This window comes from Brevundimonas sp., from assembly GCF_041648055.1.
Lineage (GTDB): Bacteria > Pseudomonadota > Alphaproteobacteria > Caulobacterales > Caulobacteraceae > Brevundimonas.
This window is the reverse complement of the sequence record NZ_JBAZPS010000001.1, coordinates 470,295-483,094: the sequence shown is the minus strand read 5'-3', so window position 1 is coordinate 483,094 and position 12,800 is coordinate 470,295. Positions and strand designations below refer to the sequence as shown.

At 64.8% G+C, this 12,800-nt stretch carries 16 protein-coding genes; 13 read left to right on the top strand and 3 right to left on the bottom strand.

Features of this window, described 5'->3' with window-relative positions; translation table 11 throughout:
* Positions 1-36 precede the first annotated feature (36 nt).
* From WC585_RS02310 to WC585_RS02290, 5 genes are all read left to right on the top strand, one after another.
* Positions 37-1,566 carry a CHASE3 domain-containing protein gene (locus WC585_RS02310; RefSeq protein ID WP_373255898.1) on the top strand — a complete coding sequence of 510 codons (1,530 nt, stop codon included), beginning with the start codon at positions 37-39 and terminating at the stop codon, positions 1,564-1,566.
* Positions 1,563-1,988 (top strand): response regulator, encoded by a 426-nt coding sequence (locus tag WC585_RS02305; RefSeq protein ID WP_373255897.1) that lies wholly within the window; start codon positions 1,563-1,565, stop codon positions 1,986-1,988. Before WC585_RS02310 ends, WC585_RS02305 begins: the two co-directional genes overlap by 4 nt.
* Before the next feature lie 7 nt (positions 1,989-1,995).
* A complete protein-coding gene (locus WC585_RS02300; RefSeq protein WP_373255896.1) occupies positions 1,996-3,036 on the top strand; it encodes a sensor histidine kinase in 1,041 nt (346 codons plus the stop codon).
* A 2-nt stretch (positions 3,037-3,038) separates the two neighbouring features.
* Entirely contained in the window at positions 3,039-3,497 is a 459-nt protein-coding gene (locus WC585_RS02295; RefSeq protein WP_373255895.1) for an NUDIX domain-containing protein, read from the top strand.
* 101 nt (positions 3,498-3,598) lie between these two features.
* A complete protein-coding gene (locus WC585_RS02290; RefSeq protein WP_373255894.1) occupies positions 3,599-3,772 on the top strand; it encodes a CsbD family protein in 174 nt (57 codons plus the stop codon).
* A 67-nt stretch (positions 3,773-3,839) separates the two neighbouring features.
* On the opposite strand, the gene WC585_RS02285 is transcribed toward WC585_RS02290, so the two are convergent.
* Genes WC585_RS02285 through WC585_RS02275 form a run of 3 tightly spaced genes read right to left on the bottom strand, consistent with a single transcriptional unit; the run spans position 3,840 to position 6,209 of the window.
* A complete protein-coding gene (locus WC585_RS02285) occupies positions 3,840-4,355 on the bottom strand; it encodes a hypothetical protein (protein WP_373255893.1) in 516 nt (171 codons plus the stop codon).
* Positions 4,356-4,413: 58 nt separating this feature from the next.
* Positions 4,414-5,592, bottom strand: coding sequence for a VWA domain-containing protein (locus WC585_RS02280; protein ID WP_373255892.1), 1,179 nt, complete (start codon positions 5,590-5,592; stop codon positions 4,414-4,416).
* 20 nt (positions 5,593-5,612) lie between these two features.
* Entirely contained in the window at positions 5,613-6,209 is a 597-nt protein-coding gene (locus WC585_RS02275; protein WP_373255891.1) for an N-acetyltransferase family protein, read from the bottom strand.
* Between WC585_RS02275 and WC585_RS02270 the strand changes: the two genes are divergently transcribed.
* The 8 genes from WC585_RS02270 (at position 6,208) to WC585_RS02235 (ending at position 12,767) form a co-directional block, all read left to right on the top strand.
* Complete coding sequence (locus tag WC585_RS02270) at positions 6,208-7,128, top strand: histone deacetylase family protein (RefSeq protein WP_373255890.1); 921 nt, start codon at positions 6,208-6,210, stop codon at positions 7,126-7,128. The genes WC585_RS02275 and WC585_RS02270 overlap by 2 nt on opposite strands.
* A 36-nt stretch (positions 7,129-7,164) precedes the next feature.
* Positions 7,165-7,797, top strand: coding sequence for a histidine phosphatase family protein (locus tag WC585_RS02265; protein ID WP_373255889.1), 633 nt, complete (start codon positions 7,165-7,167; stop codon positions 7,795-7,797).
* An 88-nt stretch (positions 7,798-7,885) separates the two neighbouring features.
* Positions 7,886-8,134: an exodeoxyribonuclease VII small subunit gene (locus tag WC585_RS02260; protein WP_373255888.1), complete on the top strand. Its 249-nt coding sequence runs from the start codon at positions 7,886-7,888 to the stop codon at positions 8,132-8,134.
* Positions 8,134-8,484, top strand: coding sequence for a tRNA-binding protein (locus WC585_RS02255; RefSeq protein ID WP_373255887.1), 351 nt, complete (start codon positions 8,134-8,136; stop codon positions 8,482-8,484). Before WC585_RS02260 ends, WC585_RS02255 begins: the two co-directional genes overlap by 1 nt.
* Positions 8,485-8,531: 47 nt before the next feature.
* Complete coding sequence (locus tag WC585_RS02250; RefSeq protein WP_373256774.1) at positions 8,532-9,404, top strand: polyprenyl synthetase family protein; 873 nt, start codon at positions 8,532-8,534, stop codon at positions 9,402-9,404.
* A 60-nt stretch (positions 9,405-9,464) separates the two neighbouring features.
* Complete coding sequence (gene dxs / locus WC585_RS02245) at positions 9,465-11,378, top strand: 1-deoxy-D-xylulose-5-phosphate synthase (RefSeq protein WP_373255886.1); 1,914 nt, start codon at positions 9,465-9,467, stop codon at positions 11,376-11,378.
* A 218-nt stretch (positions 11,379-11,596) separates the two neighbouring features.
* Complete coding sequence (locus WC585_RS02240) at positions 11,597-11,968, top strand: AtpZ/AtpI family protein (RefSeq protein ID WP_373255885.1); 372 nt, start codon at positions 11,597-11,599, stop codon at positions 11,966-11,968.
* A gap of 4 nt (positions 11,969-11,972) precedes the next feature.
* Positions 11,973-12,767 carry a F0F1 ATP synthase subunit A gene (locus WC585_RS02235; protein WP_373255884.1) on the top strand — a complete coding sequence of 265 codons (795 nt, stop codon included), beginning with the start codon at positions 11,973-11,975 and terminating at the stop codon, positions 12,765-12,767.
* Positions 12,768-12,800 lie beyond the last annotated feature (33 nt).

Sequence of the window (12,800 nt, the reverse complement as noted above, 5' to 3'; positions counted from 1 at the left end):
CTGGACAGAACGCCGCACCACGCTAAAGCTGCGCCGATGGCTCCCGCGCTCCGACCCAGACTTTCGGCCCTGAGCCAGTTCCTGCGCACGCCATCGGTGGGGCGCACGGTCGTGGCCCTTTTATCGGTCGCCCTGATCCTGCTGCTTCTGGTCAATCTGACGGTTTTCGTCATGACCCGCCGGACGGCGGACTTCAACGAAACGGTGGACCATGCGCAAGAGGCCCGACTGGTCTCGCAGCAGGTCCTGAACCGGCTGGTCGATGCGGAGACTGGCCAGCGCGGTTTCATGCTGACAGCGCAGCCCAGCTATCTGGCTATACACAGCGAGGCCGTTGCCGAACTACCAGGGCTGTTGACCACCCTATCGGGGCTAACAGTAGCCGATCCGCAACTGGCCCCGCGGGTAGAGCGCGTTCGTGAGCTTTCTGATGAGCGTCTTGGGGTAATGGAACGCAGCATCGCCCTGGCGCGGACCGGACGCATCGGCGAGGCCGTCTCTGTCGTGCGCGGCGGCGAGGGCAAGGACCTGATGGACCAGATGCGGATCGAGATCGCCGCCATCGACACCTTGCAGGCCAGTCGTGTCAGACAGCTGACGCGGGAGTCGGAAGCGGCGGCCAACTTCACGCTGGGCGTCAATGTCTTTGCCGGACTGCTGATCCTGATCCTGGGCGGCATCGTGGGTTGGATCGTCCGTCGCTATCTGTTGGACATGCGCGACGCCCAGATGGCCATGGACCGTCTGAACGCCGGCCTGGAGAATCAGGTGCGTGACCGGACCGCGGCCCTGTCCCGCGCTAACGATGAAATCCAGCGCTTCGCCTATATCGTCAGTCACGACCTGCGGGCCCCGCTGGTCAATGTCATGGGCTATACGGCCGAGCTGGAGCAGGCTGGCAAGATCATCGATCGCCAGATGACGGCCGTCGAAACCAAGGTGCCGGAGATCGTCGAGAACGACGCCCTGATCGCCGTGCGCGAGGATGTACCCGAGGCCATCGGCTTCATCCGGGCCTCGACCGCCAAGATGGACCGTTTGATCAATGCCATTCTGAAGCTGTCGCGCGAGGGTCGCCGCAGTCCTGTCTCCGAAGTCCTGCCTATGGCAGAGATCGTGCAGGCCATCGCCGACAGCGTTCATCATCAGACCGACGCCGCCGATGCGGAAATCGTGGTTGAAGAGCTTCCCACTATCCAGAGCGACCGGCTGTCGATCGAGCAGATCTTCGGCAATCTGGTCGATAACGCCGTGAAGTATCTGGAGCCGTCGCGTCCGGGGCGTATCGTCGTGTCGGGGGAAGTCTCGGGTGATGAGGTCACCTATCGCGTGACCGACAACGGGCGCGGTGTCTCGGACCGCGACCACGAGCGCATCTTCGAGCTGTTCCGCCGGTCCGGCCGACAGGATCGCCCGGGCGAGGGTCTGGGCCTGGCCTTTGTCCGCAACAGCGTGCGCCGCCTGGGTGGCACCATCGATCTGGAGTCGGAGTTGGGCAAAGGCTCGACTTTCGTGCTGAAATTCCCCAAACGCCTCGTCCTTTCGGAAACCGGAGACCTGTCATGAGCAGCGCAGTCAAGATCGTGATGGTCGAAGACGACCACGGCCACGCCAGGCTGATCGAGAAAAACATCCGCCGTGCCAACATCTCCAACGAGATCGTCCACTTCGACGAGGGTGGTGCCGCCATCGACTATCTGTTCAGCGAGGAGGTGCGGGCCAACGGCCCCATGCTGATCCTGCTGGACCTGAACCTGCCGGACATGTCGGGCACGGACATCCTGGCGCGGGTCAAGGGCGACGACCGGCTGCGCCGCGCGCCCGTGGTCGTGCTGACCACAACCGACGACAAGGTCGAGATCCAGCGCTGCTATGATCTGGGCTGTAATGTCTACATCACCAAGCCGGTGGACTATGAGAGCTTTGCCGACGCCATCCGTCAGCTGGGCCTGTTCCTTTCGGTCATGCAGTCGCCGGACATCGAGTAGCCGCACCTTGAGCGAGACCCCTCCCATCCGCCTGCTCTACATCGACGACGACCGCGGCCTGTCGCGGCTGGTCGAGAAGGAGTTCGGCCGTCACGGCTATGTCGTCACCTGGGCTCCCGACGGTGAGGCCGGACTGGAGCGGCTACGCGGGGGCGAGGTCTTCGACGTCTGCGCCCTGGATCACTACATGCCGGGCCGAGACGGGCTGGACGTGCTGCCGGACATCCTGGCGCTGGAGGCTCCGCCGCCGGTCGTCTACGTCACCGGGGCCCAGGATGGGCGGATCGCCGTGGCCGCACTGCGGGCGGGGGCAGCCGACTATGTCATCAAGGACGTGTCGGAGGATTTCACCACCCTGCTGCGCAATGCCGTCGAGGACGCGCTGAACCGGCGACGTCTGCAGCGCGAGAACGACGAGGCGCACGAACAGGTCCGCATGGCGCGTGACCGGGCCGAGGCCATGCTGCACGAGGTCAATCACCGCGTCGGCAACTCGCTGCAACTGGTTTCCAGCTTCATGTCGCTGCAATTGCGGCATCTGGTCGATGAAGGTGCACGCGCGGCTCTGAAGGAATCCCAGGCTCGGATCGAGGCCGTCGCCCATGTGCACCGCCGCCTCTACACCTCGGGCGACATGTCGTCGGTGGCCATGGACGAATATCTGGAAGGCCTGATCGACGAACTGGGCAAGTCGCTGGGACCGGACGAAACGTCACCCCGGCTGGTGCTCGACGTCGCCCCCATGCGGGTCACGACCGACCAAGCCGTGTCTCTGGGCGTTGTGGTCACCGAACTTGTCACCAATGCCGTGAAATACGCCTATGGCCCCGATCAGGGCGGCGAAATCCGCATCATTCTGAAAGCCGACGGCGAAGGGCGCGCCCTGCTGACGGTCGAGGATGACGGCCCCGGCATGGGCGACGGCAAACCCAAGGGCACCGGCTTGGGTGGCAAGATCGTCTCGGCCATGGCGTCTGGCCTGCGCTCGGCGGTGGAGTTCGATGGCGCTCACAAGGGCGTACGGGCCCGTCTGGCCTTCGATCTCTGACCATGAGCGTCGCCTTGCAATTCGGTCAGGCCCAGCCTGGCGTTACCCATCTATGGCGGACCACGGCGTTCGGCCTGGTGTTCCATGACGGCAAGCTGGCGTGCGTACGCGTCGACCGCGGCGAAGGCAGCTACTATGACTTGCCGGGCGGTGCCGTGGATGGTGACGAAACCGAGGAACAGGCTCTGGTGCGCGAGTTCGTTGAGGAGACGGGCATGACCGTCCGCCCCTCCGCGCGGATCGGTGAGGCGGCGCAGTATTTCCTGAAATCCGACGGCGCCCCCATCAACAATGTCGGCGGCTTCTGGCTCGCGGAGCAGGTTTCGCTGGACCCGGCGTCCAAGGTCGAGGCAGATCATGAGCTAGTCTGGCTGCACCCGCACACGGCCTTGAGTGAACTTCGCCATGATGCCCATGCCTGGGCCGTGGCGACCTGGCTGCGACGAAACGCCGGGGCCTGATCCGGCCAGTTTCCCAAGTTTCGCGGAACCAGAGACAGGCCGGCGGGTTCATTGATCATCGCGACGCCGCAACGGTGTCCTTTTGAATCAAGGAGTTACTCATGGCTGATCAAGATCAATTCAAGGGTGCCGCCAAAGAAGCCGGCGGCAACGTCAAGGAAGGCCTCGGCAAGTTGACGGGCAATGAAAAGCTTCAGGCTGAAGGCAAGGCCGACCAGGTCGAAGGCGCAGTTCAGAAGAAAGTCGGCGACGTAAAGTCCGACCTCAAGTCCTGATAGCTTCTACCTCGTGATTGTCGAAGACGCCGCCCGCTCCCCCGGGCGGCGTTTTCTTTTGTGCCGCTCAGTCGTCCCCGAACAGCTTGATCCGCAGGCCCTGGCTTTCGCTCTCGCCCGGCCGCGTCGATGTGCAGTTCTCGGTATAGGCCACGCCGCCCTGGGGCAGGCGGGTCGGCCGCGTCTCGCAGCGCCGATCCGCCAGATCAGGTCCTGCCGGTACGCTTCGCGCAGTGCTGCAGTCGAGCGCAAAACCTCCGGTGCGAGGATCTGGTTGGCACCGTTCGCTTTCGGCAGCAGGCCTGAGCCCATCCGGCAAAGCATCGCCCAGACCGGCGGCCAGCACAGTTCTCACCCGGAACTGACAGTCTTCGAGCGTCTCGCTGGATGCGCGGACATAGGGGCTGCATTCAGCACGTTCGTACCCATAGGGATCAGCCCTGGCCGCCTCGGGTAGTTGAGGGCGAGGCGCGGCCGGTGCCTCGATGGGGGGGACGATCGGCGTGGTCCAGACCACCTGGCCCTGAACGTTCGGAGCAGGCGCGGCCTGTTGCAGCAGAATGGCGAAGACGATGGCGATCATGGTCGAACGCTCCGGAATAGCGGCCCCTCACATCACGCCGTGGGCCGCGTTCCAGAATCTACCGTGTCAGGGCGCGCATGGCCTTGTCCAGCCCGTCGATGGTCAGGGGGTACATCCGCTCGTCCATCACCTCGCGGATCAGGCCCACCGAGGCGGAATAGCTCCAGTATTTCTCCGGCGACGGGTTCAGCCAGGCCGACTTGTCCCACTGCTGGCGGGCGCGTTTCAGCCAGACGGCCCCGGCCTCCTCATTCCAGTGCTCGACCGAACCCCCGGGCATGGTGATCTCATAGGGGCTCATGGTCGCATCGCCGACGAAGATGGCTCGCCAGTCGCCGCCGTATTTATTCAGCACTTCCCAGGTCGGGATCTTCTCGTTGTGCCGACGCCGGTTGTCCTTCCACACGCCCTCGTACAGACAGTTATGGAAGTAGAAGAATTCCAGATGCTTGAACTCGGTCCTGGCCGCCGAAAACAGCTCTTCGCACAGCTTCACATGGGCATCCATCGATCCGCCGATGTCCAGGAACAGCACCACCTTGATCGTATTGCGCCGCTCGGGGCGCATCTGGATGTCCAACCAGCCCTGGCGTGCCGTGCCGTCGATGGTGCCGTCGATGTCCAGTTCGTCCGCCGCGCCCTGCCGCGCGAACCGGCGCAGGCGGCGCAGGGCGATCTTGATATTGCGAGTGCCCAGTTCGACGCTGTCGTCCAGATTGCGGTATTCGCGCTTTTCCCAGACCTTGACCGCCCGCCCCTGTTTGGCCGGCCCGCCGATGCGCACGCCCTCGGGGTTGTAGCCGCCGTGGCCGAACGGGCTGGTGCCGCCCGTGCCGACCCATTTGTTGCCGCCCTCGTGCCGCTTCTGCTGTTCTTCCAGACGCTGTTTCAGCGTCTCCATCAGCTTGTCGAAGCCGCCCAGCGCCTCGATCTGGGCCTTCTCCTCGTCGCTAAGAAACTTCTCGTTCAGCAGCCGCAGCCAGTCCTCCGGCACATCGACGCTCGGCTCATCGCCCGCGCCAACGGTTTCGATGCCCTTGAACACCTTGCCGAAAACCTGATCGAAACGATCGTAGTGTTTTTCGTCCTTGACCAGCACTGCCCGCGACAGATGGTAGAAGTCCTCGACCCGGCCGCCGACCACGTCCCGGTCCATGGCCTCCATCAGGTGCAGCCATTCCTTGGTCGAAACCGGAACCTTGGCGTCGCGCAGGGCAGTGAAAAAGGGCAGGAGCATGTGCGCAAACTGGACCCTGCTCAGCCTCGCCGCAAGATGAACTCATGGTCGGTCCAGCGACCGACGGGATAGTCATACTCCCCCGCCTTCTCGAAGCCGTAGGCCGCGTAAAGCTTCTGAGCCTTCTCGTTACCGCTCCAGACACCGATCCAGAGAGAGCCGTCGGTATGAGCCTCCATCCAGGCCAGCGCGAGGGCCAGCAGCTTTGTGCCCAGGCCCATGCCTTGCGCGGCCCTCGACACATAGAGGCGGCGCAGCTCCGCATGGCTGGCACGGCCGTCCGGGTGGGGCAGGGTGTTGGGGCCGGTGTTGGCGAAAGCCAGCAACTGGCCGTCCGCGCCTTCCGCCACCCACCAGCCGCTGCCGGGCTCCTGCATCTTTCTGCCCGTCGCCTCCGGGCTGAAGCTCTCGTCGAGGAAGGCCTCCAGGTCGTCAGCAGGGTAGGGGATACCAAATCCGGTCACGAAGGTGTCGACGAACGTCTGGCGGCCCAGCGCACCCAGGGCGGCGGCGTCATCAAGGGTTGGGGTGCGTATCGTGGCGTCGGTCATCCCTTGGCGATAAGGCTTGCGCAGACAGGCGACAAGGGCGCGGAGGGGCCCTATCCTGATGCTCATGAGCGTACCCCTGTTCACCCATCCCGACATGATCGCCCACCAGCCCGGAGCGGGTCACCCCGAGCGGCCGGAACGGCTGGCGGCGGTGCTGGAGGCCCTGGCCGATGCCGGGCTGGATCGAGACACGCGGGCGGCGACGGAAGCCTCGGTCGAGGATCTGGAGCGGCTGCATCCCGCCGATTATGTCGCCCGCCTGATCGGGGCCTCGCCCGCGACGGGTCAGGCCCAACTGGATGCCGACACCATCCTGTCGCCGGGCAGCATCCGTGCGGCCCGCCTGTCCGCCGGGGCCATCGTCGATGCGGTGCGCGCCATCGCGCGGGGCGAGACGAACCGCGCCTTCGCCGCCGTGCGTCCGCCAGGCCACCACGCTGAGCCGGATCGCGCCATGGGCTTCTGCCTGTTCTCCAATGTCGCCGTGGCTGCACGGGTGGCGCAGAGCGAGGGGATGGCCCGTGTCGCCGTCATCGATTTCGACGTTCACCACGGCAACGGCACTCAGGCGGCGTTCGAAAACGACGATAGTCTGTTCCTGGGCTCCATCCACCAGATGCCGCTCTATCCCGGCACCGGCGCGGCGTCGGAGACAGGCGTGGGCAATATCGTAAATGTGCCGGTCCCGCCCCATTCGGCGCGCGAGGCCTGGCGCGCCAGTTTCTCCGGCGGGCTGATGCCGGCGCTGGACGCGTTTCGGCCCGACCTGATCCTGATCTCCGCCGGGTTCGACGCCCATCGCCGCGATCCTCTGGCGCATCAGTCGCTGGAAGCTGAGGATTTCGCCTGGGCCACCCGGGCCGTGATCGAGGTCGCGCGCGCCCGTTGCGGCGGAAAGGTTGCGGCCTCGCTCGAGGGCGGTTACGACCTAGAGGGGCTCGGCCGTTCGGCCCAGGCCCACGTCCAGGCGTTGGGGGAGGACTAAGGGTCGGATCGTGTTCGCTTTATCCGCCTGTTGCTCATGTCGAACCCCGCCGTTGATTCTCCTCCGATAGAGAAGGTGTCCGCTGTCGCTCCCGTGCGGCCCGGTGCCATTACGCTTGCCCGACACGGCGAACCGGCCTTGTCCCGCCAATGCCTGCTGACCTCGGACCAGTATCGCGACTGGTGGGCCAAATATGAGGTTGGTGGGCTGAAAGAAGGGCAGACCCCTCCCGCCGATCTGCTGGCTACGGCCCAAGGCGCGGGCGTCATATACGCCTCGACCCGCCGCCGGGCCCAGGAAACGGCCTCCGCCATCTCGGCCGGGCGCGAGGTGTTGTCGGACGTGCTATTTATCGAGGCTCCCCTGCCGCCGCCCCATTTCCCCAGCTGGTTCAAGCTGCCGCCTAAATACTGGGGCGCGGTCGCCCGCTTCTGGTGGCATGCGTTCGACCACCACGAAGGTCAGGAAACCCGGACCCAGGCCGAGGCCCGGGCCGAGGCTGCCGCCCGCGCCCTGATCGCCCGCGCGGAAACCGGCGAGGACGTACTGGTCCTGGCCCACGGCTATTTCAACCACATGGTCGGCAGGCGGCTGAAGGCCGACGGCTGGTCGCTGGTTCACAACCAGGGCTTCAGATACTGGTCCCAGCGGCGGTACGAAAAAAGCTGAGGGGTTCTTTTTGGCCTGTCGTCTATCGGCTGCTTGAGGCCGAAATCCCCGTTGAAGCGAATGCGCGGCCCCTCTAGGGTCGCCGACGATGACCGACGTGACCCCTCTTTCCGCCGACCTCAGCTTCGAAGACGCACTGCAGCGTCTGGAGCAGATCGTGTCCAAGCTTGAATCCGGCCAGGCCCCGCTGGAAGAGTCCATCGCCCTGTACGAAGAAGGGGCGCGGCTGAAAGCGCATTGCGAAACGCGACTGAAGGCGGCCCAGCTGCGGGTCGAGAAGATCGTGGTCGGCCCCGACGGTCAGGCGAAGGGCACCGAACCGGCCGAGTTCGGCTGATGCCCGCCCCCGCGCCCCAGATTACCTTCGACGACTTCATGAAGGTCGACATCCGCATTGGACGGGTCGTCGCCGCAGAGCCTTTTCCTGAGGCGCGCAAGCCCGCCTACAAACTGAACATCGACTTCGGCCCGGACATCGGCGTCAAGCGGTCCTCGGCCCAGATCACAGTGCACTACACCTTGGACGAACTGGTCGGCCGCAAGGTGGCCGCCGTGGTGAATTTCCCGCCCCGCCAGATCGGGCCGGTCATGTCCGAGGTGCTGACCCTGGGTTTCCCCGACGCAGACGGCGAGGTGGTCCTGGTCGGCGTCGATCGTGACGCCGTGGTCGGAGGGCGTCTGTTTTGATCTCGCCCCCCGTCGCCCTGCATGCTGCCAACTCGCCCGAGCAGGGCGTGATCGACCGTGTGGCCCAGGTCGCCGATCTGGTTACTGTGGCCCTGGATCAGTTGCTGCCCCGAGCCGATGGTCCCGAATCCCGACTGACCGAGGCCATGCGCTATGCGGCACTGGGGCCCGGTAAGCGGTTGCGGCCTTTCTTCGCCATCGAGGCGGCGTCGCTGTTCGATATCGAGGAACAACCTGTCCTGCGCGCCGCCTGCGCCCTGGAATGCGTCCATGCCTACAGTCTGGTGCACGACGACCTGCCCGCCATGGACAATGACGACATGCGGCGCGGTCGGCCCACGCTGCACAAGGCCTATGACGAGGCCACGGCCATCCTGGCGGGCGATGCGCTTCAGACCGCTGCCTTCGACATCATCCTGCACCCCGACACCCACGAGGACGCCGAAATCCGCTGCGATCTGGCCGCGCGGCTTTCGCTGGCCTCGGGCGCGCGCGGCATGGCCGGGGGGCAGATGATCGACCTGCTGGGCGTGCGCGACGACCTGGGCGGGGTGGCCCGTATGCAGCGGCTGAAGACCGGGGCCCTGTTCACCTATGCCTTCGAGATTCCCCTGATCATCGCCCGTGCCCGCGACAGCCATGTCCAGGCCCTGACCAGCTTCGCCCACGACATCGGGCTGGCCTATCAGATCATCGACGACCTGTTGGATGTCGAGGGCGACGAGGACATCCTGGGCAAGGCGGCCAACAAGGATGCGGCCCAGGGCAAGACCAATTTCGTCACCCTGCTGGGCGTCGAGGCGGCGCGGCACAGGGTCGCGCATCTGGCCGATCAGGCCCGTTCTCACCTGAATGTCTTCGGCTCCGATGCCGAAATCCTCAAGGCGAGTGTGGACTTCGTGCTAAAGCGCAGGTCCTGATAGGAAACGTCCGGCCCGTTCGCGGGTTCTGAAGTCCGTGCCGTCGCCCAAGGTTTTTGAATGCCCGTTACCCCGTTGCTCGACCAGGTTACCTTTCCCGCTGACACGCGCGGGTTCGATATTCCACAGCTGCGTCAGCTGGCGGACGAGGTCCGGGCCGAGACTATCGACGCAGTCTCCGTCACCGGAGGGCATCTGGGCGCGGGTCTGGGCGTCGTCGAACTGACCGTCGCCCTGCACCATGTTTTCGAGACGCCCAGGGACATCCTGATCTGGGACGTCGGGCATCAGTGCTATCCGCACAAGATCCTGACCGGCCGTCGCGACCGCATCCGCACCCTGCGCCAGCCCGGCGGGCTGTCGGGCTTCACCAAGCGCAGTGAGAGCGAATACGATCCGTTCGGCGCGGCCCATGCCTCGACGTCGATCAGCGCGGCGCTCGGCTTCGCCGCCGCCCGCGATCAGAAGGGCGAGCATAACCGCGTCGTAGCCGTCATCGGCGACGGCTCCATGTCCGCCGGCATGGCCTATGAGGCGATGAACAACGCCGCCGAGACGACCAATGGCCAGCTGATGGTCATCCTGAACGACAACGACATGTCCATCGCGCCTCCGGTCGGCGGCATGAGCGCCTATCTGGCCAAACAGGTGTCGGGCGGGGCCTATCAGAACTTCCGCCGCCTGGGCAAAAAGGTCGCTGAGCACATGCCGCGCCCGTTCCGCAATGCGGCACGCAAGGCCGAGGAATATGCCCGCGGCATGATCACCGGCGGCACCTTCTTCGAGGAGCTGGGCTTCTACTACATCGGCCCCGTCGACGGCCACGACATGGACAATCTGGTCCCGATTCTTAAGAACGCCGCCGCCATCACCGATCGCCCGGTGGTCGTCCATGTCGTGACCCAGAAGGGCAAAGGCTATGCCCCGGCCGAGAGCAGCGCGGACAAGCTGCACGCCGTGGTCAAGTTCGACGTCGTCTCCGGCAAACAGTCCAAGAGCGTCTCCAACGCCCCTAGCTACACCAAGGTGTTCGGCACCGAACTGATCAAGCGGGCCAAGATCGACCCGTCCATCGTCGCCATCACCGCCGCCATGCCGTCCGGGACCGGTCTGGACCTGTTCGGTCAGGCCTTCCCCGAGCGCACCTATGACGTCGGCATCGCCGAACAGCATGCCGTGACCTTCGCCGCCGGTCTGGCCGCCGACGGGATGAAGCCGGTCTGCGCCATCTATTCGACCTTCCTTCAGCGCGGCTATGACCAGGTGGTCCACGACGTGGCCATCCAGAAACTACCCGTACGCTTCGCCATGGACCGCGCCGGTCTGGTCGGGGCCGACGGCGCGACCCATGCCGGCTCGTTCGACATCGGCTATATGGGCGCGCTGCCCGGCATGGTGCTTATGGCCGCCGCCGACGAGGCCGATCTGGCCGCCATGATCGCCACCAGCCTGGAGATCGACGACCGCCCGTCGGCCTTCCGCTATCCGCGCGGCGATGGCGTGGGGGTGGAGATTCCTGAACTGGCCGCCCCGCTGGAGATCGGCAAGGGGCGCATCGTGCGCGAGGGCACCTCGGTGGCCATCCTGTCCCTGGGCACCCGCTTGCAGGAATCGCTCAAGGCCGCCGATCTGCTGGCCGCCCGCGGGGTGTCGGCCACCGTCGCCGACGCCCGCTTCGCCAAGCCGCTGGACGAGGACCTGATCCTGCGTTTGGCGCGCGAGCACGAATGCCTGATTACGGTGGAGGAGGGGGCCATGGGTGGTTTCGGCGCCTTCGTCCTGCAACTGTTGGCCGAGAAGGGGGCACTCGATACGGGGCTGAAGATTCGCACCCTGCACCTGCCTGACATCTTCCAGGATCAGGATACGCCCGCCGCCATGTATGCGACAGCGGGGCTGAACGCCGACCATATCGCAGTCGCGGCCTTGCAGGCTCTGGGCGTCGGGGCTGGTCGAGGCGCTGTACGCGCCTGACACCCTCGCACTGGTGGTGAATTGACCGCTGGGGCTGACAATCACAGCGACCCTTCGCCACGGCCACGAAGGGACGCAACAAACGACCCGCTTTTCAACGAGATATCGAATTTCGCGCCGTCTTGACCAATCAAGGTCTCGCCTATAGGTTCCGCGCCGAATTCAGACCCCCTGTGACGCCCGTCTTTCGGCGTCAGTGTCGCAGTGCTGAGGCCATCATGTCCCTGCCACCAGAATCGCGCGAAGAGGCAATCGCACGCCTCAACCGAAGCGCTTCTGATCTAGAGACGCGCACCACCCGCGAGGTTTCGGCCGAGCTGGCGGGGCAGAAGGTATCGAGCGAGGCCTACAAGATTATCGCCGAGCTTCTCGGGGGTGTCTTCATCGGCCTGGGAGCGGGTTTTCTCGTGGATCGGTTCTTCGGAACCAACCCGTGGGGCATCATCGGCGGAGTCCTTCTGGGCTTTGCCTTGTCGATTTACATGGCGCGTCGCACAGCCAACCGGCTGATGGCGCAGGCCAAGGCGTCAGGTGTCACGGCTCAGGCTGTGCCGTTCGACGACGAAGCCGAAGAAGACCAGGAGCGATAGGCGTTTGGCCGATCCGATTCATCAGTTTCAGGTCACGCCCATTGAGGGGCTGAACTTCGGCGAGGTCACCCTTCCGATCATAGGGGCCACGCAGATTGCGTTCACCAACTCGCATCTGGCCATGACCGTCGCCTTCGCCATGGTCGTGGGCTTCCTTATGCTGGTTACCTCCGGTGCCAAGATCGTCCCGGGCCGTCTGCAGGCGGCGGGCGAGACCTTGTTCGACATGATCGACGGCGTGACCGATTCAATCATCGGCCATGAGGGGCGCAAATATTTTCCCTTCGTCTTCACGCTGTTCACCCTGATCCTGGCCATGAACCTGCTCGGCATGTTCCTGTCGTTCACGGCTACGTCGCAACTGGCGGTGACCGTGACGTTTGCGGCTCTGACCATCCTGCTCGTCATCGGCATCGGCTTCGCCAAGCACGGCCTTGGCTTCTTCAAGCTGTTCTGGCCGACCAGCGCGCCGTTGGTACTTCGCCCCGTCGTCGGTGCGATCGAGTTCCTGTCCTTCCTGCTTCGTCCGGTGACCCTGGCGCTTCGTCTGTTTGGCAACATGCTAGGCGGTCACGTGGCGCTGAAGATCTTCGCCGGTTTCGTGGTGGCGCTGGGAGCCGGTGCTTTCGCTGGCGAAGGTCTGGGTCTGTGGGGCCTGCCGATCGCCGCCCTGTCGATGAGCATGGTCGTCGCCTTGACCGCGCTGGAATTCCTCGTGGCCTTCCTTCAGGCCTTCGTTTTTGCCGTTCTGGCCAGCATCTATCTCAATGATGTGGTCAATCTGGGCGACGCCCACTAAGGCTGCCCAATCCTAATCCACCCTCATCCAACC